This window comes from Escherichia sp. KTE31, assembly GCF_000407925.1.
Taxonomy (GTDB): Bacteria; Pseudomonadota; Gammaproteobacteria; order Enterobacterales; family Enterobacteriaceae; genus Escherichia; species Escherichia ruysiae.
In genome coordinates this window covers 798,462-822,411 of sequence record NZ_KE136723.1, presented here as the reverse complement: position 1 = coordinate 822,411, position 23,950 = coordinate 798,462, and the positions used below count along the sequence as shown (strand labels likewise).

21 protein-coding genes are annotated in these 23,950 nt (G+C 50.7%); 9 read left to right on the top strand and 12 right to left on the bottom strand.

Annotated elements, in window-relative coordinates:
• Positions 1-5 precede the first annotated feature (5 nt).
• From lapB to yciH, 3 genes are all read left to right on the top strand, one after another.
• On the top strand, positions 6-1,175 hold the full coding sequence (lapB, locus tag WES_RS09495; RefSeq protein WP_000891365.1) for a lipopolysaccharide assembly protein LapB: 1,170 nt from the start codon (positions 6-8) through the stop codon (positions 1,173-1,175).
• Between the two features lie 191 nt (positions 1,176-1,366).
• Complete coding sequence (gene pyrF, locus WES_RS09500) at positions 1,367-2,104, top strand: orotidine-5'-phosphate decarboxylase (RefSeq protein ID WP_000176260.1); 738 nt, start codon at positions 1,367-1,369, stop codon at positions 2,102-2,104.
• Entirely contained in the window at positions 2,104-2,430 is a 327-nt protein-coding gene (yciH, locus tag WES_RS09505; RefSeq protein WP_010355617.1) for a stress response translation initiation inhibitor YciH, read from the top strand. The genes pyrF and yciH overlap by 1 nt, the downstream gene beginning before the upstream one ends.
• A 125-nt stretch (positions 2,431-2,555) precedes the next feature.
• Here yciH and osmB read toward each other — a convergent pair whose 3' ends face one another.
• The 4 genes from osmB to pdeR form a co-directional block, all read right to left on the bottom strand.
• Positions 2,556-2,774 (bottom strand): osmotically-inducible lipoprotein OsmB, encoded by a 219-nt coding sequence (gene osmB / locus WES_RS09510; protein WP_000498252.1) that lies wholly within the window; start codon positions 2,772-2,774, stop codon positions 2,556-2,558.
• A gap of 268 nt (positions 2,775-3,042) precedes the next feature.
• Complete coding sequence (locus WES_RS09515; RefSeq protein ID WP_001088635.1) at positions 3,043-3,792, bottom strand: DNA-binding transcriptional regulator YciT; 750 nt, start codon at positions 3,790-3,792, stop codon at positions 3,043-3,045.
• Positions 3,793-3,880: 88 nt separating this feature from the next.
• Entirely contained in the window at positions 3,881-4,054 is a 174-nt protein-coding gene (yciZ, locus tag WES_RS09520) for a YciZ family protein (RefSeq protein WP_001288366.1), read from the bottom strand.
• 145 nt (positions 4,055-4,199) lie between these two features.
• Positions 4,200-6,185, bottom strand: a complete 1,986-nt coding sequence (pdeR, locus tag WES_RS09525) for a cyclic di-GMP phosphodiesterase (RefSeq protein WP_016158387.1) — start codon at positions 6,183-6,185, stop codon at positions 4,200-4,202.
• 53 nt (positions 6,186-6,238) lie between these two features.
• On the opposite strand from pdeR, the gene WES_RS09530 reads away from it, so the two are divergent.
• Complete coding sequence (locus WES_RS09530) at positions 6,239-6,361, top strand: hypothetical protein (protein WP_000221850.1); 123 nt, start codon at positions 6,239-6,241, stop codon at positions 6,359-6,361.
• A gap of 64 nt (positions 6,362-6,425) precedes the next feature.
• On the opposite strand, the gene WES_RS09535 is transcribed toward WES_RS09530, so the two are convergent.
• The 3 genes from WES_RS09535 to fabI all read right to left on the bottom strand — a co-directional run bounded on the left by WES_RS09535 (position 6,426) and on the right by fabI (position 10,499).
• Complete coding sequence (locus WES_RS09535; RefSeq protein WP_016158386.1) at positions 6,426-8,360, bottom strand: exoribonuclease II; 1,935 nt, start codon at positions 8,358-8,360, stop codon at positions 6,426-6,428.
• Positions 8,361-8,427: 67 nt separating this feature from the next.
• On the bottom strand, positions 8,428-9,567 hold the full coding sequence (locus tag WES_RS09540; RefSeq protein ID WP_000437864.1) for a CMD domain-containing protein: 1,140 nt from the start codon (positions 9,565-9,567) through the stop codon (positions 8,428-8,430).
• A 143-nt stretch (positions 9,568-9,710) separates the two neighbouring features.
• The gene (fabI, locus tag WES_RS09545) at positions 9,711-10,499 is read right to left on the bottom strand and encodes an enoyl-ACP reductase FabI (protein ID WP_000506490.1); all 789 of its coding nucleotides are present in this window, start codon (positions 10,497-10,499) and stop codon (positions 9,711-9,713) included.
• 513 nt (positions 10,500-11,012) lie between these two features.
• Between fabI and WES_RS09550 the strand changes: the two genes are divergently transcribed.
• The 5 genes from WES_RS09550 to WES_RS09570 all read left to right on the top strand — a co-directional run bounded on the left by WES_RS09550 (position 11,013) and on the right by WES_RS09570 (position 18,505).
• Positions 11,013-11,579, top strand: a complete 567-nt coding sequence (locus WES_RS09550; protein WP_000203296.1) for a TetR/AcrR family transcriptional regulator — start codon at positions 11,013-11,015, stop codon at positions 11,577-11,579.
• Between the two features lie 148 nt (positions 11,580-11,727).
• A complete protein-coding gene (locus WES_RS09555; protein WP_016158385.1) occupies positions 11,728-12,849 on the top strand; it encodes an efflux RND transporter periplasmic adaptor subunit in 1,122 nt (373 codons plus the stop codon).
• Positions 12,849-15,956, top strand: coding sequence for an efflux RND transporter permease subunit (locus tag WES_RS09560; RefSeq protein ID WP_016158384.1), 3,108 nt, complete (start codon positions 12,849-12,851; stop codon positions 15,954-15,956). The genes WES_RS09555 and WES_RS09560 overlap by 1 nt, the downstream gene beginning before the upstream one ends.
• A 3-nt stretch (positions 15,957-15,959) precedes the next feature.
• Positions 15,960-17,333 (top strand): efflux transporter outer membrane subunit, encoded by a 1,374-nt coding sequence (locus WES_RS09565; RefSeq protein WP_016158383.1) that lies wholly within the window; start codon positions 15,960-15,962, stop codon positions 17,331-17,333.
• Between the two features lie 8 nt (positions 17,334-17,341).
• A complete protein-coding gene (locus tag WES_RS09570) occupies positions 17,342-18,505 on the top strand; it encodes a multidrug effflux MFS transporter (protein WP_000135026.1) in 1,164 nt (387 codons plus the stop codon).
• A gap of 60 nt (positions 18,506-18,565) precedes the next feature.
• Here the strand turns inward: WES_RS09570 and sapF are convergent, their stop codons facing one another.
• Genes sapF through sapA form a run of 5 tightly spaced genes read right to left on the bottom strand, consistent with a single transcriptional unit; the run spans position 18,566 to position 23,848 of the window.
• Positions 18,566-19,372 carry a peptide ABC transporter ATP-binding protein SapF gene (sapF, locus tag WES_RS09575; RefSeq protein WP_000573415.1) on the bottom strand — a complete coding sequence of 269 codons (807 nt, stop codon included), beginning with the start codon at positions 19,370-19,372 and terminating at the stop codon, positions 18,566-18,568.
• A gap of 1 nt (position 19,373) precedes the next feature.
• Positions 19,374-20,366: a peptide ABC transporter ATP-binding protein SapD gene (sapD, locus tag WES_RS09580; protein WP_001128858.1), complete on the bottom strand. Its 993-nt coding sequence runs from the start codon at positions 20,364-20,366 to the stop codon at positions 19,374-19,376.
• Complete coding sequence (gene sapC / locus WES_RS09585; protein WP_001146146.1) at positions 20,366-21,256, bottom strand: peptide ABC transporter permease SapC; 891 nt, start codon at positions 21,254-21,256, stop codon at positions 20,366-20,368. The genes sapD and sapC overlap by 1 nt, the downstream gene beginning before the upstream one ends.
• The gene (gene sapB, locus WES_RS09590) at positions 21,243-22,208 is read right to left on the bottom strand and encodes a putrescine export ABC transporter permease SapB (protein ID WP_000583302.1); all 966 of its coding nucleotides are present in this window, start codon (positions 22,206-22,208) and stop codon (positions 21,243-21,245) included. Before sapB ends, sapC begins: the two co-directional genes overlap by 14 nt.
• Positions 22,205-23,848, bottom strand: coding sequence for an ABC transporter substrate-binding protein SapA (sapA, locus tag WES_RS09595; protein ID WP_001250189.1), 1,644 nt, complete (start codon positions 23,846-23,848; stop codon positions 22,205-22,207). Before sapA ends, sapB begins: the two co-directional genes overlap by 4 nt.
• Positions 23,849-23,950: the final 102 nt, after the last annotated feature.

The window sequence follows — 23,950 nt, the reverse complement described above, 5'->3', positions numbered from 1 at the left end:
TTTCTATGCTGGAGTTGTTGTTTCTGCTCTTGCCTGTAGCCGCTGCCTATGGCTGGTATATGGGCCGCAGAAGTGCGCAACAAAACAAGCAAGATGAAGCCAACCGCCTGTCACGTGATTACGTAGCAGGTGTTAACTTCCTGCTTAGTAATCAACAGGATAAAGCGGTTGATCTGTTCCTCGATATGCTCAAAGAGGACACCGGCACCGTTGAAGCCCACCTTACGCTCGGAAACCTGTTCCGTTCGCGTGGCGAAGTCGATCGCGCGATTCGTATTCATCAAACCTTAATGGAAAGTGCCTCGTTGACCTATGAGCAACGCTTGCTGGCAATTCAGCAACTGGGGCGTGATTACATGGCGGCGGGTTTATACGATCGTGCGGAAGATATGTTTAATCAACTGACCGATGAAACGGACTTCCGTGTTGGCGCATTGCAACAGCTGTTACAAATCTATCAGTCCACCAGTGAATGGCAGAAAGCAATTGATGTTGCAGAACGCCTGGTGAAGCTGGGCAAAGATAAGCAACGCGTTGAGATCGCCCATTTCTACTGTGAACTGGCGCTCCAGCACATGGCCAGCGACGATCTTGATCGCGCTATGACCTTGTTGAAAAAAGGGGCGGCGGCAGACAAAAACAGCGCCCGCGTATCCATCATGATGGGACGTGTGTTTATGGCGAAAGGAGAATACGCCAAAGCGGTCGAAAGCCTGCAACGTGTCATTTCCCAGGACAGAGAACTGGTCAGCGAAACGCTGGAAATGCTGCAAACCTGCTATCAGCAACTGGGTAAAACTGTCGAATGGGCAGAGTTCCTGCAACGCGCGGTGGAAGAGAATACCGGTGCCGATGCTGAATTGATGCTTGCAGACATTATCGAAGCGCGCGACGGCAGTGATGCCGCACAGGTCTATATTACGCGCCAGCTACAACGTCACCCGACCATGCGCGTGTTCCACAAGTTAATGGATTACCACCTGAATGAAGCAGAAGAAGGGCGCGCTAAAGAGAGCCTGATGGTGCTGCGTGACATGGTAGGTGAGAAGGTGCGTAGTAAGCCGCGTTATCGTTGCCAGAAGTGTGGTTTTACTGCATATACGCTCTACTGGCATTGCCCGTCATGTCGGGCGTGGTCAACCATTAAACCTATTCGCGGCCTTGATGGTCTGTAATTTTTAAAAAAATCCAGCTTTAGTTACAACATCCTAATGGTTGTTCCCACATTTTGCTTCGGCAACTCCAGCGTAAAAAAGCCTGGCAGGGGAAAAATCGCAACTGTTAATTTTTTATTTCCACGGGTAGAATGCTCGCCGTTTACCTGTTTCGCGCCACTTCCGGTGCCCATCATCAAGAAGGTCTGGTCATGACGTTAACTGCTTCATCTTCTTCCCGCGCTGTTACGAATTCTCCTGTCGTTGTTGCCCTTGATTACCATAATCGTGACGCCGCGCTGGCATTTGTCGACAAGATCGACCCACGTGATTGTCGTCTGAAAGTCGGCAAAGAGATGTTTACGCTGTTTGGGCCGCAGTTTGTGCATGAACTGCAACATCGTGGTTTTGATATTTTCCTCGATCTGAAATTTCACGACATTCCCAACACCGCAGCGCACGCTGTGGCTGCAGCGGCTGACTTAGGCGTGTGGATGGTTAACGTTCATGCCTCCGGTGGGGCACGTATGATGACCGCAGCGCGTGAGGCTCTGGTTCCGTTTGGTAAAGATGCACCGTTATTAATTGCCGTGACTGTATTGACCAGCATGGAAGCCAGTGACCTGACCGATCTTGGCGTGACACTGTCACCAGCGGATTATGCAGAACGTCTGGCGGCATTGACGCAAAAATGTGGGCTTGATGGTGTGGTGTGTTCTGCTCAGGAAGCTGTGCGTTTTAAACAGGTATTCGGCCAGGAGTTCAAACTGGTTACGCCGGGCATTCGTCCGCAGGGGAGTGACGCTGGTGACCAGCGCCGCATTATGACGCCAGAACAGGCGTTGGCGGCTGGAGTTGATTATATGGTGATTGGTCGCCCGGTAACGCAATCGGCAGATCCAGCGCAAACGCTGAAAGTGATCAACGCCTCATTACAACGGAGTGCATGATGAGTGATTCCAATAGCCGTCTGGTTTACTCAACGGAAACCGGACGTATTGATGAGCCAAAAGCGGCCCCTGTACGCCCTAAAGGCGACGGCGTGGTGCGCATTCAACGTCAAACCAGTGGACGTAAAGGAAAGGGCGTTTGCCTGATCACTGGAGTCGATCTCGATGATGCAGAACTGACAAAACTGGCGGCGGAGCTGAAGAAAAAATGCGGCTGCGGTGGAGCAGTAAAAGACGGAATTATCGAAATCCAGGGAGATAAGCGTGATTTATTAAAAGCACTCCTTGAAGCGAAAGGAATGAAAGTAAAACTCGCTGGCGGTTAACAAAAAAGCCACGGAAATATTCCGTGGCTTTCGTTTATTTTACTGTGTGTACTATTCAGTTATTTCGTAATGAACAGAGTCAAGCGTATTATAATTGCGAGTCGCTTATCGACATTTATTTACGATTATTTACCGACCTGGTGACCGATAATACCACCAACTGCTGCACCACCTAATGTACCCAGCGTGCTGCCATCAGTCAGTACTGCACCACCTAAAGCCCCTGCACCCGCACCGATTGCGGTGTTACGGTCTCGTTTTGACCAATTAGAACAGGCGCTTAGAGACATTGCCAGTGTAATTGCCAGAACAGCTGCGGTCATTTTTTTGCTCGTTACAAACATAATACTCTCTCCTGAATTTATGATTCACGGAAGTAAGCTCTCTATAACTATAATAGTTTAGAATACGCCTGGTAAAATAATTCCGTGAAATCTTCTCGCGCGCAGGGTTATATCACGCAGGTGATAGTGACTTCCTGTTATATCGCTGATAATAAGTTTATAACTTTAGGATGTTAATAACAGGTAAATAGTCTTAATTATCAACCAGGAATCATCTTAGAGCGGATGATTTGCGTCGGGGCAAACCATCCGTAGGGAGGGAAAGTGATTATATGTCAACGACGTGAACGATTAATTTACTGTGTTCCAAAAGCATCATATCGCTGGCGCGAATCTTCGAATCGGTTATAACACTTTTGATTCTCTCCACAGGACCGATGGAGTAAGAGTGTACGGCACCAAACTTAGAACTGTCAGTCAGGACTATGGTTTCGCATTCTTTTTCCAGCACGGCATTGACCACATCGGTACGCATCATGTCGCGACCTGTAAATCCAGTTTCAGGTTGCCAGCCATCGATACCAATAAATGCCTTACTGAAATGCACCTGTTGGATGCACTGACGTGTCAGTGGCCCAACCATACTTTCGCTTTTTTTCTGGTACACGCCGCCAAGTAAAATGACCTCACAAGGCGCGTCTTTCAGTAAATGCGCTATATAGCTGCTGACCGTAATGATGGTGACATTTTTCTTCTGCTCACCTAATGTGCGAGCCAGAAGGGCGTTACTGCTACCATTCTCGATAAAGATGGTTTCACCCGGTTGAACCAGTGAGGCGGCAAACTCGGCGAGTTCACGCTTCAGCGTATAATTACTCATCATACGGGTTTCGACGTCATCACTATCAAGCGAAACTGCAAAGCCATGTGCACGGCGTAGATAGCTAAGTTTTTCGAGGGTGTTGAGATCCTGGCGAATGGTAACTTCGGAAACTCCAGTGGCTTTCGCCAGATCGGTTACGCTAACCTGACCCTGCTCAATGACCATCTGTAGAATAGTTTGTTGTCGGGAATTCATCGCTGTAATTCTTATAACGTTATAATACTAAATAAAAAATGCTGACGTGCCGGGCATCCTTAAATAGGGAAAACTGAAAGCACGATTGTTAAATCTCCCACGGTGCCTTCGGGATGTCTGGCGTAGATGCAGCAACCTGGCGCAACAGTTCTGCTTTAAGTATCTCGAGATTATGGATCGCAGAGTGGTAATCGCCCGCCACAAGGATATCTAACACAATATCAATACGTTCGGCAACGCGTTGGGCATCAAATTCAGACATCAGGGTATCCTCAAGGCAAAAAGTGAAAATGAATAATGCAAAAATTGCCGCTAAAAGAGAAGTGCTTAACGACAAAGGCTAATTATCATTCATTAATACGATATGTAATGGAATTATATACCGTTACATTTATATATTCGTCTCTTTATGCGCGCTTCAGATAACGTTTATACCAGCGTTCGAAAGCTACGGCAGGCATCGGTTTGGCAAACAAAAATCCTTGTCTCTCATTGATGCCATTTTTGGTCAAAAAGGCATCTTCTTTTGTACTCTCTACACCTTCGGCAATCACCTGAAGATTGAGCGCCTGAGCCACGGCGACGATCGCACGTACCAGCGACTGCGAGACTGGCTGTTTGTGAATATCACGAACAAAAACCTGGTCGAGTTTTATAGCATCGATGGGGAATCGTGCCAGTTGGGAAAGAGAAGAGTAACCCGTGCCGAAATCATCCAGATGAACCTGTGCGCCTAATTGACTGAATTGCTGAATAACGGAAAGCGCCAACTGATCGTTTTCAATCAGACAGCTTTCAGTCAGTTCGACATCAATAGGGCAATACTCAAATTTAAGTTCCTGGAGTACCTGTTTCAGGTCAGTGAAAATGGTTTGATCGGCGAGTTGGCGTGCTGAGACATTCACCGCCACCCGAAGATTAATACCTTTATCTCTCCATTTTGCAACCTGACGCACGACGTCGAGAATAACCCAACGGCCCAGTGGCACAATCAGACCAGACTCTTCGGCATAGGAAATAAAGTCCAGAGGGGGAATTAAGCCACGTTCGGGGGACTGCCAGCGTACCAGAGCTTCCAGACTGCGTACTTCACCGCGCCAGGTGATTTTCGGCTGATAGTGAATGACTAACTGATCGTTTTCCAGTGCTTTACGCAGGTTGGTATCCAGCCACAGATACTCAAATACCCGTTGATTCATTTCCGGCGAAAAGACGCAAAATTGTCCTCGTCCGCCTTCTTTGGCACTGTACATTGCCGTATCGGCATGGCGAATAATCGCCGCGCTGTCTGGACCGTGTTGCGGTGAAAGTGAAATACCAATCGAACAGCCAGTATAAACTTCGATTAAACCGATGCGAAAGGGTTGGCGCAGGCGGGTCAAAATCCGCGATGCCATTGCTTCCAGGGCACTTTGTGAGGTGTCTGGTGCGAGTACCAGAAATTCATCGCCGCCAAGACGTGCCAACACCTGATCCTGTTCAAGACAGCTTAAAATGGCCAGTGAAACCTCGCGTAACAGCTGGTCGCCAAACAAATGCCCGTAGGCATCGTTCACTTTTTTAAAATTGTCTAAATCGAGATAAACCACTCCGACCTTACTCTCGTCGGTCTGATTAATGGCGTAGTCGATTAATTCCTGCATTGCGTTACGATTCGGTAGCCCGGTGATGCTGTCAGTGTTAGCCAGGATTCGCAATCGTTCCTGGGCGTGACGTTCTTCGGTGATATCGGTGCCGGAACAGATTAAATAGATCTCATTTTTGCCGCTACCGCTGTGGACAAATTTGTTGCGAAACAGAAACAGTCGCTGACCTTTGCGCGTCTGTACCCAACGCTCGACTTCATAGGCGTTGCCACTACGAAAAAAACTGCTGTTGTTACGCCGTGAGATCGCAGCTTCACGGCGACTCATAAACAATTTAAACACGCTTTGCCCAATGACATCGTGTTCTTTCAGCCCTGTATATTCTTCACATAACCGATTAAAACGCTGGATATTTCCCCGGCTGTCCAGAATCACAATTGCGGAATGGGCTTCAGAAACTACCTGTTCGGCAAAGGAAAGTCCGTGTGATAAATCACGAGCAACTGCCGGTGTATCATGCCATGCCGACGCGTTGCCACCCCATTCGCGCTTATTGATTTTTCGTCCCACCAGATGGACAGAAAGGTCGCTCTCATCGACTGTCAGACTCATCATCAGGCTGGAGGTGATGACCGTCATTTCCCGGATGCGAGCAGCCTGTTCGGCGGATAACTGCAGAGTACGTTCAGGTTCTGTTGTTTCAGTGGTGGAAAAGCGCAAAACATCACTGTTTTCCGACAACCGCCAGTATGGGTTGTGCGATCCGAGAAAGTTGTACAACGTTGTGGACTCCCTAACGGTTTTCATGATGCATACCCTACGGTTAACGGCGAACCATGCCATTAAATGAAAGGTCCAACATGACTTACATGAAATTGATGTCGGCTAAACGTATTGTTTTTTTTATATATTTATTTGTAATCCAGTTTTGGGAAAACGCCAGTTTTCAAACGGAAGTCATTAAAAAAAATCTGCTGAGATAAAACGAATGCGAAGGGAGGGGGAAAGCAAACGGCCCATCCGTAATGAACGGGCCGTGAAGGGGGATTACGCGACCGGGCGCGCAATAATACTGCGGGTTTCCATGCGTACTTCGGCGATGGTGACGTCGATAACGTCGGTTACTTTGTAAACTGTTTCACCTTTGATTTGTACGGTGCCGTTTTCCTGACTGCAAACCAGTTCATCGCGCACAGCGTGTAAGAATGGTGCAGGGATAAAGGCAATAGCGCCGTTATCGACCAGCCGCACACGCATACCGCCACGGCTGATATCGACGATTTCTGCCGCAAAACGGGTGTCGGTTCCGGCTTTGTCTTTCAGGAAACGTGCGTATAACCAGTCGCCGACATCACGTTCTGCCATCCGGTTAAGACGGCGACGCTCTGCCATTTGGACGGTGATTTCATCCTGCGGGCGCGTCGCTGTTTCGCCTTTGATGATCGCTTTCAGCAGACGATGGTTGATCATGTCGCCATACTTACGAATCGGTGAAGTCCAGGTGGCATATGCTTCCAGACCGAGGCCAAAGTGAGGGCCTGGTTCGGTGCTGATTTCTGCAAAAGACTGAAAACGGCGAATGCGGCTGTCAAGAAAACCTGTCGGTTGCGCATCCAGCTCACGGCGCAGTTTGCAGAAGCCGTCCAGTGTGAGCACTTCTTCGGCGTCAACATGTAGACCGTGCGTTTTCAGTAATGCTGCCAGCGCGTCGGCATTTGCCGGATCAAAGCCCATATGTACGTTATAGATACCGAAACCGAGCTTATCGCGCAGCACGCGAGCCGCACAAATGTTAGCGGCGATCATCGCTTCTTCGACGATACGGTTAGCAATACGACGCGGTTCAGCGACGATATCCAACACTTCACCTTTTTCACCGAGAATAAAACGGTAATCCGGGCGATCTTTAAACACCAACGCATGGTTATTACGCCATTCGCCGCGACGCTGGCAAATTTGCGCTAACAGGCGGATTTGTTCCGCAATCGCATCACTTTCTGGCTGCCAGTCACCGGTGTTTTCCAGCCAATCGGAAACCTGGTCATAAACCAGCTTGGCTTTGGATTCGATGGTAGCAGCAAAAAATTCGATGTCGTCTTCAATGGTGCCGTCAGCGGATAGCGTCATCCGACATGCCAGCACCGGACGCACTTCATTGGCACGCAGGGAGCAGAGGTCGTCGGAAAGTTCCCGTGGCAGCATTGGGATATTGAAGCCTGGCAGATAGTTGGTGAACGCACGAATTTTCGCGGCTTTGTCCAGCTTGCTGCCTTCTGCGATCCACGCGGTTGGGTCGGCAATCGCGACAATCAACTGTAGTTTGTCATCCGGCAACGCCTTAGCGAAAAGGGCATCATCCATATCCTCCGTGCTGGCGCTGTCAATGGTGACAAAGTCCAGAGCAGTCAGATCTTCACGTTGCAGACCTTCATCGAGCATTTCGGTAGCAACACCGTCTGGCGCTTCTTTTTCCAGATTATGGCGTGCCAGGGTTACCCACCACGGTACGAAGTGGTCGTCACCAAAAGTGATGTATTGTGTCAGTTCCGCATAGAAGGAGCGATCGCCTTTCAACGGATGGCGGCGCATTTCGGCAACCGCCCAGTCGCCTTCTTTAAACTCATGGGGCAGGCCACGAGCCGCGCGACAAGGAATGGCGTCTTTTAAGAGTGGATGATCAGGAACGATGGCCAGACGGTCATTTTTGCCCTGAACCTTACCCACGAAACGAGTCAGAAACGGTTCAACCAGTTCTTCTGGCTCTGCGGATTCACGTTCTTTTTCACTGTGGATCACCGCGATAATTCGGTCGCCATGCATGACTTTTTTCATCTGCGGCGGCGGAATGAAATAACTTTTCTGTGCGTCGACTTCCAGGAAGCCAAAGCCTTTTTCAGTGGCTTTTACCACCCCTTCAGCGCGGGGCGTCTGGGAGTGCAGTTGCTGTTTAAGCTGCGCTAGCAGCGGGTTGTCCTGAAACATAATTGTCTATTTTGGTGGCCATTAGAGCGGCTGACAGTTTTACGCGATTCTGCCTGACGCAGCAAGGTTAATGTGTTTCACCCAACGCGATTTTTAAGCGATTTATCCAACCACAAAACCCGCTCCATACCAGCAGATTGATAACCTGAGCTGATGATATTTCATGTTCGAGTAATGGGCTAAACTGGGCGGCGCTAAAGCGATCGGGTGCTCGTGTCAGCCATTGTATCGCCTGAACGGTAGCGCGCTCAACAGAATGACGGTCAGCCCATTGGTTTATTTCGTTTTCGCCCTGACGCAAAATGCATATTGCTTCTTTATATTCAAAATTTGAATGAATTAAAGAGGTGAAACAGGCAACGCTACCATTAATTCGCGCACTGAGTAAGGCAGCAAGTTGATGGCTGGATTTTGTTGTTACCAACGAGCTGGATAGCAACGTCACAAAGAGTGAAAGTGAGGCAGGGTGCAGATTCAGGATTGCTACCAGTTGGCGAAGTTCGGATGGTAACTGTCGGTGAGCATTCATCTCTTGCTCTTGCGAAGATATCTCCACTTCGTAGCAGGCACGCCAGCCAGTTGATGCTTCAGCAAAAAGTGAACCGTCTGCGTAGCTTTGCACTTCCCGACCGGGTAGCCAGCGTATCGGTTGCTCAAGATAAGCCTGAAATGTGGCGATCGCTCGTGCCTGAAAACCAACAAAGCCGATGATTTGGTTGATAATTACACAATCCCAGGCGGTAAGCCCGACATCGTTAAGATGCTGGCGGGACTGACCGTCGATGATTGATGGAGAACCGGCCAGTTGACGGGCATATTGCGTGATTTGCGCCAGCCGATGATTGCTTTCCCTGGAGGAGTCAGGCCCGGGAAGCGGTGTCAGACGCGCGGAATAGTAGTTGCATAGCCGCTGGACGCCGCAGACCTGAGCAACGGTCAGTGCGGTCGTCAGGCGTTCATAGGCGGTGAATGTCTGTAAACGGGTCACCGCAAGCTGGTCGGGGAAGAATTCTACAGCAAGAGCACGCGCCGGGATCAGCCACGAATGAAAGGGATCAAGTGTTTCTTCATCAAGGATCACGTCGAGCAGAAAAGGATCGGTTACCTTTGCGGCTCCCGGAACCAGTGGCAAAACGTCATACTCCGAAGTACTGGATTGCGTTTCATGATACCAGTGGCTTTTGCCGGTAATGTGGCGTTGTTCCATGGGGACTCCTTGGTCGTAAAGGAAATCGTTATCCTGACGCAAGGCTGGGAGGGGAGAAAGACGGATCGGCGATAACAAATATCAGAAAGGTATAACAGAGAAATCGGGCGGCAGAACGCCGCCCATCTTTATCAATAGAACGATTATTTCAGTTCCAGTTCGTTCATGGCAGCAATGCTGAAACCGCCGTCAACGTGAACGACTTCACCGGAGATACCTGCGGAGAGGTCGGAGCACAGGAACGCTGCAGAGTTACCCACATCTTCGATGGTAACGGTACGACGAATCGGTGTAACCGCTTCGCAGTGAGCCAGCATTTTACGGAAGTCTTTGATGCCAGAAGCCGCCAGAGTACGGATCGGACCAGCAGAGATGGCGTTAACACGCACACCTTCGGGACCCATCGCGTTAGCCATATAGCGTACGTTCGCTTCCAGAGACGCTTTTGCCAGACCCATAACGTTGTAGTTCGGGATAGCGCGTTCGGCGCCCAGGTAGGAGAGGGTCAGCAGGGCAGAACCCGGATTCAGCATGGAACGGCAAGCTTTTGCCATTGCAACGAAGCTGTAAGAGCTGATGTCGTGGGCAATTTTGAAGCCTTCACGGGTAACGGCGTTAACATAGTCACCATCCAGCTGATCGCCAGGTGCAAAACCAATAGAGTGTACGAAGCCGTCAAATTTCGGCCAGACTTTACCCAGTTCAGCGAACATGGTGTCGATGCTGGCATCTTCGGCAACATCGCACTGCAGAACGATGTCAGAACCTAATTGAGCGGCAAATTCTTCTACGCGGCCTTTCAGTTTGTCGTTCTGGTAGGTGAATGCCAGTTCAGCTCCTTCGCGGTGCATCGCCTGAGCGATACCGTAGGCGATGGACAGTTTGCTGGCAACACCGGTTACCAGAATGCGCTTACCGGAAAGAAAACCCATAGCTTTAATCCTTATTGTTGATGCTTGTTGTGCCTGAAAATCAGGCGATTCGTCGTTTTAGTAAACAGTACGAACAGATAAACGGTTATTATAATCAACCAGGCTGTAGGTGGCTATAGTTGAGCTTTCTGTACGGGGGAGAATCAGCGGTACAGAGCATTTTGCGACGCCCGCAAGGGGCAGGTTGTGGAAATATCTTATAGAGTCTGGCTTTAAAACTATTTGTATTACTTCCGGTAAGTTTGATGATGAAAACAGACGCGGATTTATCAGCCCTGGCTTCTGTTGTGTCATCGGCGATTAATAATCTGGCGAAAACAAGTCGCGGTCTTTCTCTGATGAACTGACATCAACGAAATATTTCAATCATCTTCACAGAACCTCCACAATCTCTTCATTATCAGAACATGCACCATGAATAGTATAAAAATACTTTCCATTACTTTGGAGAAACGTATAATTAGCCTAAATGAGAACGATCATTCTCACTAAGTGAAAGGGCAGGAGACAGAGATGACCAGTAATCTGGAGATACGTCACAAACAGCGTCAGGATGAAATCATCAACGCCGCCCGTCGGTGTTTTCATCGCTGCGGTTTTCATGCCGCCAGTATGTCGCAAATTGCCAGCGAAGCTCAGCTTAGCGTCGGGCAGATCTACCGTTACTTCGCCAATAAAGACGCCATTATTGAAGAGATGGTTCGCCGTATCATCGACTTCCGTATTGCCCAGATGGACATTGACGCGCGTACCGATCGCTTCCCGGAAGTCCTTGCCTTGCGCAAATCCTTAAATGAGGACGACGACGCGTTGATGCTGGAAGTGGCTGCAGAAGCCACACGCAACCCACGGGTGATGGCTATGCTTGAGGAAGCTGACGCCAGAATGTTTGCTAACGGTTGTGCGCATATGAAAAGAATGCATCCCCATCTTAGCGATGAGCACATTCGATGTTGCGTTGAAGTGCTTGCTACCATGGTGGAAGGTACGGTTTATCGTCGCTTAACACCGCAAAAAAGCGATCCACAACGTCTGCAGGAAATATATCAGGATATTATTAGTATGTTGATAAATAAATAAGGACAGAATTAACCGATAGCGGGGGATATTAATCCCCCTTATTTCATTGCGAAATTTATTTCGCGATGCGGGCTCGTTATATCTGAATATCCCTGAAATATCCTCATTAATTTTAATGAGGAGGGTATTGTTCACCCTGGAGAAAATAATGAAGTATATAGCAACGTCTGTAGTGGCAATGCTGCTCTTATCTGGTTGTGATAATACGCAAAATAACAATTCATCCCCGTCGGAAACAGAAGTGGGCGTTGTTACGCTCAAATATCAACCGGTTTCGGTCGTTAGTGAATTAACCGGACGCACCAGTGCTGCGCTCAGTGCTGAAGTACGTCCGCAGGTTGGGGGGATTATCCAGAAACGCTTGTTTAAGGAAGGCGATCTGGTCAAGGCCGGACAGCCGCTTTACCAGATTGATTCGGCCAGTTATCGGGCGGCATGGAATGAAGCTCGTGCCGCGTTGCAACAGGCGCAGGCACTGGTAAAAGCCGATTGCCAGAAAGCGCAGCGTTATGCCCGACTGGTGAAAGATAACGGTGTGTCACAACAGGATGCTGATGATGCTCAGTCTACCTGTGCACAAGATAAAGCCAGTGTAGAGGCGAAAAAAGCCGCACTGGAAACTGCCCGCATTAATCTTGACTGGACCACGGTGACCGCGCCGATTTCCGGGCGCATAGGCATTTCATCGGTGACGCCTGGCGCACTGGTGACCGCGTCGCAGGATACGGCGTTAACGACTATTCGTGGTCTGGAAACGATGTATGTTGATCTCACTCGCTCCAGTGTCGATTTACTGCGTCTGCGCAAACAGTCACTGGCGACAAACAGTGACACCATGAGCGTCTCACTTATTCTGGAAGATGGCACAACCTACAGCGAAAAAGGCCGTCTGGAACTGACTGAAGTGGCTGTGGATGAGTCTACCGGTTCGGTGACATTACGGGCGATTTTCCCTAATCCACAACAGCAGTTATTACCAGGCATGTTTGTTCGCGCTCGTGTCGATGAAGGCGTGATGGAAGACGCTATTCTCGCGCCTCAACAGGGCGTGACGCGCGATGCTAAAGGCAATGCTACCGCGCTGGTGGTGAATAAAGACAATAAAGTAGAGCAGCGCACGCTCGAAACGGGAGAAACTTATGGTGATAAATGGCTGGTGTTGAACGGTCTGCACAACGGTGACCGGCTGATTGTCGAAGGTTCCGCCAAAGTGACTTCAGGGCAGACCGTCAAGGCCGTTGAGGTTCAGGCTAATGGAGGCAACGCCTGATGTTTTCGCGTTTTTTTGTTCGCAGACCCGTCTTTGCCTGGGTTATCGCCATCTTGATTATGTTGGCGGGTATTCTGGCCATTCGCACATTACCCGTCGCGCAATATCCTGACGTTGCACCGCCGACTATTAGAATTTCAGCCACTTATACCGGAGCTTCAGCCGAAACGCTGGAAAACAGCGTAACTCAGGTTATCGAGCAACAACTTACCGGGCTGGATAATTTGCTCTACTTCAGCTCCACCAGTAGTTCGGATGGCTCAGTCAGTATTAACGTGACGTTTGAACAAGGCACGGACCCTGATACCGCGCAGGTGCAGGTACAAAATAAAATACAGCAGGCGGAGTCACGTTTACCGAGCGAAGTGCAGCAAACCGGCGTCACAGTGGAGAAATCACAAAGCAACTTTTTGCTGATTGCTGCCGTATATGACACTACCGATAAAGCGACCAGTTCCGATATCGCTGACTGGCTGGTGAGTAATCTTCAGGACCCGCTGGCGCGTGTTGAAGGTGTAGGTAGTCTGCAAGTTTTTGGGGCTGAATATGCTATGCGCATCTGGCTTGACCCCGCCAAACTGGCCTCATACTCGCTGATGCCATCAGATGTACAAAGTGCAATTGAAGCGCAAAACGTACAGGTTACTGCCGGGAAAATCGGCGCTTTACCATCATCGAACACGCAACAATTGACGGCAACAGTTCGTGCTCAGTCACGCTTGCAAACCGTTGAGCAATTTAAAAATATCATTGTTAAAAGCCAGTCCGACGGCGCAGTTGTTCGCATAAAAGATGTGGCTCGCGTCGAGATGGGGAGCGAAGATTATAACGCCATCAGTAAGTTGAACGGTCATCCGGCCGCAGGGGTAGCCGTGATGCTCTCTCCGGGGGCGAATGCGCTGAATACGGCGACGTTGGTCAAGGATAAGATTGCCGAATTCCAGCGGAACATGCCACAGGGATACGACATTGCTTACCCGAAAGACAGCACTGAATTTATTAAAATCTCCGTAGAGGACGTAATTCAGACGCTGTTTGAAGCCATCGTTCTGGTGGTTTGCGTAATGTATTTATTCCTGCAAAACCTGCGCGCTACGCTGATCCCGGCGTTAGCCGTGCCGGTCGTTTTGCTGGGGACGTTTGGTGTCCTTGCGTTGTTTGGCTATTCGATTAATACCCTTACCTTGTTTGCAATGGTGCTGGCGATCGGCTTGCTGGTGGACGATGCCATTGTGGTGGTGGAGAACGTCGAACGTATTATGCGCGACGACGGATTGCCTGCCCGTGAAGCCACGGAAAAATCAATGGGCGAAATTTCTGGCGCACTGGTTGCTATTGCTTTGGTGCTGTCTGCCGTATTTCTGCCAATGGCGTTCTTTGGGGGATCTACGGGGGTAATTTATCGTCAGTTTTCGATAACTATTATCTCTGCAATGCTGCTTTCCGTGGTGGTCGCATTAACGCTGACTCCTGCGCTTTGTGGTTCTGTCCTCCAGCATGTCCCACCGCATAAAAAAGGCTTCTTCGGTGCATTTAACCGTTTTTACCGTCGTACTGAAGAAAAGTATCAGCATGGCGTCCTTTATGTTTTGCGTCGGGCGGTGCGGGCTATGGGTGTCTATGTCGTGCTGGGCGGTGGAATGGCTTTGATGATGTGGAAACTGCCCGGCAGTTTCTTACCCACTGAAGACCAGGGCGAAATCATGGTGCAGTACACGCTGCCAGCCGGAGCGACCGCCGTTCGTACAGCAGAAGTAAACCGTCAGATTGTTGACTGGTTCCTGGTAAACGAAAAAGCAAACACCGATGTCATTTTTACCGTTGATGGTTTTAGTTTCAGTGGTAGTGGACAGAACACCGGGATGGCGTTTGTCTCGTTGAAAAACTGGTCACAACGTAAAGGCGCTGAAAATACCGCCCAGGCCATTGCCTTACGGGCAACCAAAGAGTTGGGGGCAATTCGTGATGCTACGGTGTTTGCCATGACGCCGCCTGCGGTTGATGGTCTGGGGCATAGCAATGGCTTTACGTTTGAATTAATGGCAAGTGGTGCGACTGACCGCGAAACCTTACTTCAAATGCGTAATCAGTTGATTGAACAGGCTAATCAAAGCCCTGAGCTGATTTCTGTACGTGCCAATGACCTGCCGCAAATGCCGCAATTGCAGGTAGATATTGATAACAATAAAGCCGTATCGCTGGGTTTGAGCTTAAGCGATGTCACCGACACGCTGGCCAGCGCGTGGGGCGGTACTTATGTGAATGACTTTATTGACCGTGGTCGTGTGAAAAAAGTCTACATTCAGGGCGACAGTGAGTTTCGTTCTGCGCCGTCAGACTTAGGGAAATGGTTTGTGCGCGGGAGCGATAACGCCATGACGCCGTTCTCTGCTTTTGCCACTACGCGTTGGATCTACGGCCCGGAAAAACTGGTGCGCTACAACGGTTCTGCGGCTTATGAAATTCAGGGGGAAAATGCGAGCGGTTTTAGTTCTGGCGACGCGATGGCAAAAATGGAAGCTCTGGCAAACAACCTTCCGGCAGGAACAACCTGGGCTTGGAGTGGCTTGTCATTGCAGGAGAAACTGGCCAGCGGTCAGGCACTGAGTCTGTATGCGGTCTCTATTCTGGTGGTTTTCCTCTGCCTTGCAGCACTGTACGAAAGCTGGTCAGTCCCGTTCTCGGTCATTCTGGTGATCCCGTTGGGGCTACTTGGTGCGGCGCTGGCGGCCTGGATGCGTAATTTAAACAACGATGTTTACTTCCAGGTGGCGCTATTAACCACCATCGGTTTGTCGTCGAAAAATGCCATTCTGATTGTGGAATTTGCTGAAGCGGCGGTGGCTGAGGGCTATTCCCTGAGCCGTGCGGCATTACGCGCGGCGCAGACCCGTTTACGCCCAATCATCATGACCTCGCTGGCGTTTATTGCGGGGGTAATGCCGCTGGCGATGGCAACCGGCGCAGGTGCGAACAGCCGCATCGCCATTGGTACGGGCATTATTGGCGGTACGTTGACCGCTACATTACTGGCCATCTTCTTCGTTCCTCTGTTTTTTGTCCTGGTTAAACGTTTGTTTGCCGGTAAACCGCGCCGTCAGGAGTAAGTTATGTTGCGTCGTTCTCTTATTTTTCTGGTGCTGTTGAGTGCGGGATGCGTCTCGCTCGATCCCCACTACAGCACGCCTGAATCCCCAATCCCGGCGACCTTGCCGGGAGCACAGGGGCAGGGGAAGGCAATCAGCCATGACTGGCAACAGGTGATCCACGATCCCCGATTGCAGCAGGTGGTGACCATTGCACTGAACAGTAACCGCGATGTGCAAAAAGCGATTGCTGATATTGACTCAGCACGGGCGCTATATGGCCAAACTAATGCGTGGTTATTCCCGACGGTAAATGCGGCTTTAAGCTCGACCCGCAGTCGTTCGCTGGCGAATGGCACGGGAACCACTGCCGAGGCGGATGGCACAGTGTCCAGCTTTACGTTAGATCTGTTTGGTCGTAATCAGAGTTTGTCACGGGCGGCGCGAGAAACCTGGCTTGCCAGTGAATTTACAGCCCAGAACACCCGTTTAACGCTGATTGCCGAAATCTGCAACGCCTGGCTGACCCTGGCGGCCGATAACAGCAACCTGGCTCTGGCAAAAGAAACGATGGCCAGTGCAGAGAACTCATTGAAAATTATCCAGCGCCAGCAGCAGGTTGGCACGGCTGCAGCGACAGATGTCAGTGAGGCGATGAGTGTTTATCAGCAGGCGCGCGCCAGCGTTGCCAGCTATCAGACACAAGTGATGCAGGATAAAAATGCTCTGAACTTACTGGCAGGTACTACGCTTGCGGAAAATCTGCTACCGGAAACACTGGAAAGCCTGCCGGAACAGATGATAAGCCTGGTTCCTGCGGGAGTGTCATCTGACGTTCTGCTGCGTCGCCCTGATATCCAGGAAGCAGAACATAATCTGAAGAGCGCCAATGCTGATATTGGCGCCGCGCGGGCTAACTTTTTCCCGACTATTTCGCTGACTGCCAGTGCCGGTGTTGGCAGTGACGCATTATCGTCGCTGTTCAGCCACGGAATGCAGGTTTGGTCATTCGCGCCCTCGGTAACATTACCGCTGTTCACCGGCGGCAGTAATCTGGCGCAGCTTCGTTACGCTGAAGCACAAAAACGCGGGCTTATTGCCACCTATGAGAAAACCGTTCAAAGCGCGTTTAAAGATGTCGCTAACGCACTGGCTCGACGGGCCACGCTTGAAGAGCAACTGGATGCACAGCGTCAGTATGTCAAAGCTGAGCAACAAACGGTCGATATTGGCCTGCGTCGCTATCAAGCCGGCGTCGGTGATTACCTGACCGTGTTGACGGCACAACGCAGCTTGTGGAGCGCGCAGCAGGAGTTACTGGCACTGCAACTGACAGATTTTACAAACCGAATCACGCTCTGGCAGTCGCTGGGCGGCGGCATGTCATCACTCAAGTAAGGAATAGTATGGCTAGAGTTTCTCTTTCATGGGCATTGATTCTCGGTCTTTTAGCCGGTATCGGCCCGATGTGTACCGACCTTTATTTGCCCGCATTACCTGAGATGTCGGAACAACTGGCGACAACCACGACCATAACGCAATTAACGCTGACCGCGTCACTGATCGGTCTTGGCGTCGGACAACTGTTATTTGGCCCTTTGAGCGACAAAATAGGGCGTAAACGTCCGTTAATCTTGTCGTTGTTATTGTTTATTGTCTCCTCCATTTTGTGCGCGGCAACTAACAATATTTACTGGCTGGTAGTCTGGCGTTTTATTCAGGGGATCGCGGGGGCAGGTGGTTCGGTGCTCTCCCGTTCTATTGCTCGTGACAAATATCAGGGAGTCACGCTGACCCAGTTCTTTGCGCTTTTAATGACGGTGAATGGCCTGGCACCGGTGTTGTCGCCAGTGCTGGGCGGTTACATTGTCAGCGCCTTTGACTGGCGTATTTTATTCTGGGTGATGGCAGGAATTAGTACCGTACTGTTGCTGGGCTGCCTGTTATTTATCAATGAGACGTTGCCAGAAAATAAAAGGGGCTCATCATTGCTACTAACCGGACGAAGTGTGGTGCAGAACCGCCGTTTTATGCGCTTTTGCCTGATTCAAAGTTTTATGCTGGCAGGTTTGTTTGCGTACATCGGCTCTTCGTCTTTCGTGTTGCAGAAAGAATTTGGCTTTAGCCCAATGCAATTCAGCCTGGTATTTGGCCTTAACGGCATCGGACTTATCATCGCTTCATGGATCTTCTCACGGCTAGCCCGACGGATTAACGCTATGAATTTGTTGAGAGGCGGCCTGGTAGCGGCGATTCTGTGTGCATCGCTCACTGTCTTGTGTGCATGGTTGCAGTTACCCATTCCGGCACTGGTGGCATTATTTTTCACCATCGCATTTTGTAGCGGCATAGGCACTGTTGGTGGGGCAGAAGCAATGAGTGCGGTAGGGACACAAGAATCAGGAACGGCGTCTGCGCTGATGGGGATGAGCATGTTTGTCTTTGGCGGTATAGCCGCGCCGTTATCGGGGGTAGGTGGGGAAACTCTGTTAAAAATGAGCCTGGCAATTACGGTGTGTTACACGCTGGCATTGCTGGTTGCACTCACCAGAATCGGCAATCAGAAATAATGGCTTAATGAATACCTCATTCTGGCGGGGATTTTCCCTGCCAGAATGAGGTGCAGAACACTAACGATCTTTACGCCACGCATCCGCCGTCAACGCTTCGCCAAAGTGCCCGGAAATGAGCCGTTTGGTGAGTTCATGTAGCGGCGATGCCAGCACGTCAGCCGTACTACCGCGCTCGACCACCTCGCCCTGATGCATGACCAGAACCTGGTCGCTGATATGCTTCATCATCCCGATATGCTGGGTAACATAAATATAAGAAATGCCCTGTTTCTCTTGTAGCTCCAGCATCAGATTAATCAACTGCGAACGCATCGACATATCCAGCGAGGCGAGAGCTTCATCCGCGATAATGACTTTTGGGCGCAATATCAGCGCGCGCGCCAGACCCAGACGTTGTTTTTGCCCTGGTGCCAGCATATGCGGATAGTAACTGACGTGATCCGGTAGCAGCCCGACCATACGCATTGTTTCAATAATCTGTTTGCGGCGCTGTTCAGGCTCCAGATCGGTGTTCAAACGCAGAGGAAAATCCAGGATCTGCGAGATACGCTGACGCGGATTCAACGAGGTCGATGGATCCTGAAAAATCATGCGAATCCGCTGGCTGCGGAAGGAGTAATCGCCAAAATGCAGCGGATGATCGTCAATCAATAACTCACCGCTGGTTGGCTCAATCATTCCTGCCAGCATTTTCGCCAGCGTCGATTTACCGGAACCGTTTTCACCAATAATCGCCAGCGTCTGGCGTTCACGTAGCGTAAAGCTCAAGGGTTTTACGGCTTCTACGGTCTGACGACGAAACCAGCCAGTTCGGTAGCGGAACGTTTTGCTTAAATTACGCACTTCGAGCAGAGTTTCTATCATCTCACTCTTTCTCCATGTTCAGCGGGAAATGACAGGCATAGAGATGATTTTTCGCGCCCGTCAGGCGCGGCGTCACTATACATTCTCGTTGTGCATACGGGCAACGTGGCCCCAGACGACAACCTATGGGCAATTGTTCCAGAAGCGGGATTGCACCAGGCAGCGTATTGAGGCGACTTTTATGCGGCATTGCGCTGCCGAAATCTGGTATCGCGCGGATCAGCGCCTGGGTATAAGGATGATGCGGCATCGTCACCAGCTCCTTACTCGGCGCTGTTTCCACGGTTTGTCCGCAGTAAAGCACGTTGATTTTGTCCGCCCATTGACTAAGCATTTGTAAGTCATGACTAATAAGCAAAATAGTGGTATTGCTGTTTTGATTCAAACGCGTCAGCAGGCGAAATATTTGCGCCTGGGTGGTTGGCTCCATCGAGTTTGTTGGTTCGTCAGCTATCAGCAGACGTGGTTGATTCGCCAGCGCGATGGCAATCATCACTTTCTGGCATTCACCTTCGGTCAACTCATACGGAAAACTGCGCATCGCATCTTTGTGATCTTTAATCCCCACGCGGTGCAGCAGCTCAATGGCACGGCGTTTGCGCCAGCCAAATCGCTGCCACCAACGGCCTTTATAGGTCCAGGCCGGGATGTTTTGCATTAACTGACGCCCCACACGTTCAGAAGGGTCTAGACACGATTGCGGTTCCTGAAAAATCATCGACACGTTGTGCCCAACCAGCTTGCGCCGTTCGCGCGCGGAGAGGCGCAGCAGATCGATGTCATCAAAACGCATACGGTCAGCGGTAACACGCCAGTTATCTTTATTGACGCCACAAATCGCTTTCGCAATCAAACTTTTGCCGGAGCCGGATTCACCAACAAGGCCACGGATTTCACCTTCGGTTAAGGTCATACTCACGCGGTCAACGGCTTTAACCCACTCATCACCGGTTTTAAATTCAATGGTCAGGTTACGAATATCCAGTAACGGCATTATTCTACCCCCGCAATAATCGCACGACGCACACCATCACCAAGGAGGTTAACCAACAACACGCTGATCATAATTGCAGCACCAGGCAGCATGACGGTCCACGGGGCGACATAAATCAGTTCCAGCGCATCGCCGAGCATCGCTCCCCATTCAGGTGAGGGGAGTTGCGCGCCGAGATCAAGAAAGCCCAGTGCGGCGATATCAAGAATTGCCATCGACAGTGCGCGGGTGATCTCCGTGACCAGCCCAGCGGTGATGTTTGGCAGCACGGCAAACCAGAGAATATTCAGCGTCGTTGCACCATCCAGGCGAGCAGCGATAACGTACTCTTTTTCCAGCTCATCATGCACCATGCTGTAGACCGAACGCACCATACGTGGTAGCAGCGCCAGCCAGACGGCAAACATCGCGTGCGACAAACTCGGCCCGGCAAACGCCACAACGATAATTGCCAGCAGCAGGGACGGGATCGCCAGTAAGGTATCCAGAATATGATTAAGCACCGCTGACCGTAGGCCATGCGTCGCGCCGGCGAAGGTGCCGAGCACCAGGCCACAGACGGTAGCAGCAAGTGTCACCACAAATGCGCCGCCAACGGTAGGCGCCGCGCCGCTCAATAAACGGCTTAAAACGTCGCGTCCGAGGTCGTCAGTCCCCAGGAAGAAAGAGACTTCGCCATAGCGAGACCATGACGGTGGCAACAATTGATAACCGAGAAACTGCTGGTCAATGCCGTAAGGCGCAAACCAGCCGCCAAAAATACACAGTACAGCCAGCCCCGCGCAGCCGTACAGGCCGACCATTGCAGCGGCGTCACCATAGAATTTGCGCCAGGCGGTACGTAGCGTGCCCGGCGGGCGCTTCTCGCTGTATACGCTATCGTAAGGCATACCATTCCTTATGTTTCAGAGGGTTAGCCATAGCACCCAAAATATCAGAAATCACATTAACAATAATGACCAGCGAACCACACACCATCACACCGGCGGAAATCGCTGCGTAATCTTGTTGGCGAATGGCGTTAATTAACCAGCGCCCCAAACCAGGCCAGCTAAAGACCATTTCGGTGATCATCGCCAGCGTCAGCATGGTGGAAAACTGCAAACCCAGACGAGGGATGACAGGGGGTAACGCGTTATGCAGCACATGGCGACGCAAAATAGTAAAGCGTGACAAACCACGAGTCGCCGCTGCTTTCACATAATTCTGGTCATAGACTTCGATGGTGCTGATACGCATCAATCGGATCACTTCAGTTGTTGGCGCAACCGACAGGGTGATGACCGGCAATACCATATGGCGTATTGCGCTCATGATCATTTCATCCCGCCACGGAGAGTCCGAAAGCCAGGCATCAATCAACGCAAAGCCGGTAACAGGTTTCACTTCATAGAGCAAATCGAAACGCCCTGAAACGGGCAGCCAGCCCAGCGTCAGCGAACAAAACAGCGTCAACAGAAGCGCCAGCCAGAAAACCGGGATTGAAAAGCCCAGCAACGCGATGGCATTGATCAAGTTATCTTGCCACTTATGGCGCGTAATTCCGGCAATCATGCCCACCGGGATGCCAACAATCAGCGCAAAACCAAAAGCGAGAATGCATAGCTCAATCGTCGCCGGAAAGACCTCTTTTAACTGTTCGGCTATCGGCTGACCATTAATGCTGGAAACACCAAAATCCCAGTGAATCAGGCCGTTAAACCAAAATACCCAGGCATTCCCCAGTGAAGCGCCTTGTAACGGCGCATGTGGCGTGAAATAGCTCAAACTGAAGCCAACAAAAGTCAGCAGGAACAAGGTCACGATCAATAATAAAACGCGGCGTAAGGTGAAGATAATCATGGTTTTTTCACCTCATTTTGCTTTTCGCGGTACACACCAGCGAAGGAGGCGTTACCAAATGGGCTAAGAACCAGCCCTTTGATATCGTACCGATAGGCCTGCAAGCGTAGTGATGAGGCCAGCGGTAGAATGGGTAACTCCTGCGCCAGAATACTTTGCGCTTCGTCATAGGCTTCAATACGCGCCGCCAGTTGCTGCGAGGAGAGCGCCTTACGCAACACGCTGTCGAATTTCGGATCGCACCAGTGGGCAAGGTTAGTCTGCGAATGAATTGCCGCGCAGCTCAGTAACGGGCGGAAGAAACTGTCCGGGTCGTTACTGTCCGTCGCCCAGCCGGATAACGTCAGATCATGGCTCATATCCATCAACCGCGCCTCCTGAAAACGACCTTCTACCGGCACAATCACCACTTTCACGCCGACCTGCGCCATATCCGCCTGAATCAGCTCGGCAGTTTTCAGCGGACTGGGGTTCCACGCTTGCGAGCGTGTTGGCACCCACAGTTTCAGCGTTAAATTTTCCAGCCCCAATGCCTTCAACTGTTCGCGTGATTTCGCCGGATTGTATTCGGTAATTTTAGACTCGTTGTCATAAGCCCACGAGGCGCGCGGTAAAATAGAGGCTGCCGTTTCAGCCGTACCGTAATAGATAGATTGCATCAGGCGCTGGTTATTAATCGCCAGTGCCAGCGCATGACGTACTGCCGGATTATTCAGCGGTGGTTTGGCAGTGTTAAACGCCAGATAGGCGACGTTCATCCCCGGACGCAGCGTTAAACGCAAACGCGGGTCGTCGCGCAAAATAGACAGTTGGCTGGCAGCAGGCCAGGCCAGAACGTCACATTCACCGGTCAAGAGTTTCGACAGACGTCCGGTGCCACCAGAACCTAAATCCACCACCACCTGTGGCATCAACGGTTTGCCTCGCCAGAACTCATCATGACGTTGTAAGCGAATATATTGTCCCGTGCGATTTTCCGACAGTTTATACGGTCCGGTGCCTACGGGTTGGCGGTCGAGTTGTTCCTGACGATCTTCTTTCTCTAATTTTTGCGCATATTCGGCAGACATTACCGACGCATAATGGGTCGCCAGGTGCCATAAAAAGGAAGCATCCGGCTGGGCGAGACGGAACTCAACGGTGTGATTATCCAGCTTGCGGACGCTTTTCACGTTATCAGCAAATTGCAGGCTGTCGAAATAGGGGAAGTTGCTACCGTTGACGTTATGCCACGGGTTGTTACGGTCAAAAATTCGCTGGAAGGTAAACACCACATCATCAGCATTCATTTTGCGAGTAGGCGTAAACCAGTCGGTTTTTTGAAACGGAACATCGTGACGCAGGTGGAAGCGATAGGTTGCGCCGTTGTCGAGCACTTCCCAGCTTTCGGCAAGTTCCGGCATCAGACGATAAGTATAGGGATCGACATCCAGTAGTCGATCATAAAACTGGGCGGCAAGGGTATCGACAATTAACCCACTGCTCGCTTTGGATGGGTTAAAGGTGTTGACCTGCCCGCTGACGCAATAGACAAAACCGCTGTCGCGGATATCAGCGTGCGGGGTGGGTTCAGGCGCGGCGATTGCCTGACCACTCACAAGTCCAGCAATCACCAAAAGAGACGATAATACCTGGCGCATAATATTAAGGGATTTTATGTAAAGAGGCTATCTTACTAATATTTAATGACATTTGCCATTACCGTTTGTGTTCAGGGGTCGCAATGAGGGCAGTATGGTTGG

Bases quoted from the DNA above. Each gene is read 5' to 3' on its own strand.
- WES_RS09555 (WP_016158385.1), top strand. From the start codon at position 11,728: ATGAAGTATATAGCAACGTCTGTAGTGGCAATGCTGCTCTTATCTGGT.
- sapD (WP_001128858.1), bottom strand. From the start codon at position 20,366: ATGCCGTTACTGGATATTCGTAACCTGACCATTGAATTTAAAACCGGT.
- osmB (WP_000498252.1), bottom strand. From the start codon at position 2,774: ATGTTTGTAACGAGCAAAAAAATGACCGCAGCTGTTCTGGCAATTACA.
- sapA (WP_001250189.1), bottom strand. From the start codon at position 23,848: ATGCGCCAGGTATTATCGTCTCTTTTGGTGATTGCTGGACTTGTGAGT.
- sapC (WP_001146146.1), bottom strand. From the start codon at position 21,256: ATGCCTTACGATAGCGTATACAGCGAGAAGCGCCCGCCGGGCACGCTA.
- WES_RS09550 (WP_000203296.1), top strand. From the start codon at position 11,013: ATGACCAGTAATCTGGAGATACGTCACAAACAGCGTCAGGATGAAATC.
- WES_RS09515 (WP_001088635.1), bottom strand. From the start codon at position 3,792: ATGAATTCCCGACAACAAACTATTCTACAGATGGTCATTGAGCAGGGT.
- WES_RS09540 (WP_000437864.1), bottom strand. From the start codon at position 9,567: ATGGAACAACGCCACATTACCGGCAAAAGCCACTGGTATCATGAAACG.
- WES_RS09560 (WP_016158384.1), top strand. From the start codon at position 12,849: ATGTTTTCGCGTTTTTTTGTTCGCAGACCCGTCTTTGCCTGGGTTATC.
- pyrF (WP_000176260.1), top strand. From the start codon at position 1,367: ATGACGTTAACTGCTTCATCTTCTTCCCGCGCTGTTACGAATTCTCCT.
- WES_RS09535 (WP_016158386.1), bottom strand. From the start codon at position 8,360: ATGTTTCAGGACAACCCGCTGCTAGCGCAGCTTAAACAGCAACTGCAC.
- sapB (WP_000583302.1), bottom strand. From the start codon at position 22,208: ATGATTATCTTCACCTTACGCCGCGTTTTATTATTGATCGTGACCTTG.
- yciZ (WP_001288366.1), bottom strand. From the start codon at position 4,054: ATGTCTGAATTTGATGCCCAACGCGTTGCCGAACGTATTGATATTGTG.
- sapF (WP_000573415.1), bottom strand. From the start codon at position 19,372: ATGATAGAAACTCTGCTCGAAGTGCGTAATTTAAGCAAAACGTTCCGC.
- WES_RS09565 (WP_016158383.1), top strand. From the start codon at position 15,960: ATGTTGCGTCGTTCTCTTATTTTTCTGGTGCTGTTGAGTGCGGGATGC.
- fabI (WP_000506490.1), bottom strand. From the start codon at position 10,499: ATGGGTTTTCTTTCCGGTAAGCGCATTCTGGTAACCGGTGTTGCCAGC.
- pdeR (WP_016158387.1), bottom strand. From the start codon at position 6,185: ATGAAAACCGTTAGGGAGTCCACAACGTTGTACAACTTTCTCGGATCG.
- yciH (WP_010355617.1), top strand. From the start codon at position 2,104: ATGAGTGATTCCAATAGCCGTCTGGTTTACTCAACGGAAACCGGACGT.
- WES_RS09530 (WP_000221850.1), top strand. From the start codon at position 6,239: ATGACTTACATGAAATTGATGTCGGCTAAACGTATTGTTTTTTTTATA.
- lapB (WP_000891365.1), top strand. From the start codon at position 6: ATGCTGGAGTTGTTGTTTCTGCTCTTGCCTGTAGCCGCTGCCTATGGC.
- WES_RS09570 (WP_000135026.1), top strand. From the start codon at position 17,342: ATGGCTAGAGTTTCTCTTTCATGGGCATTGATTCTCGGTCTTTTAGCC.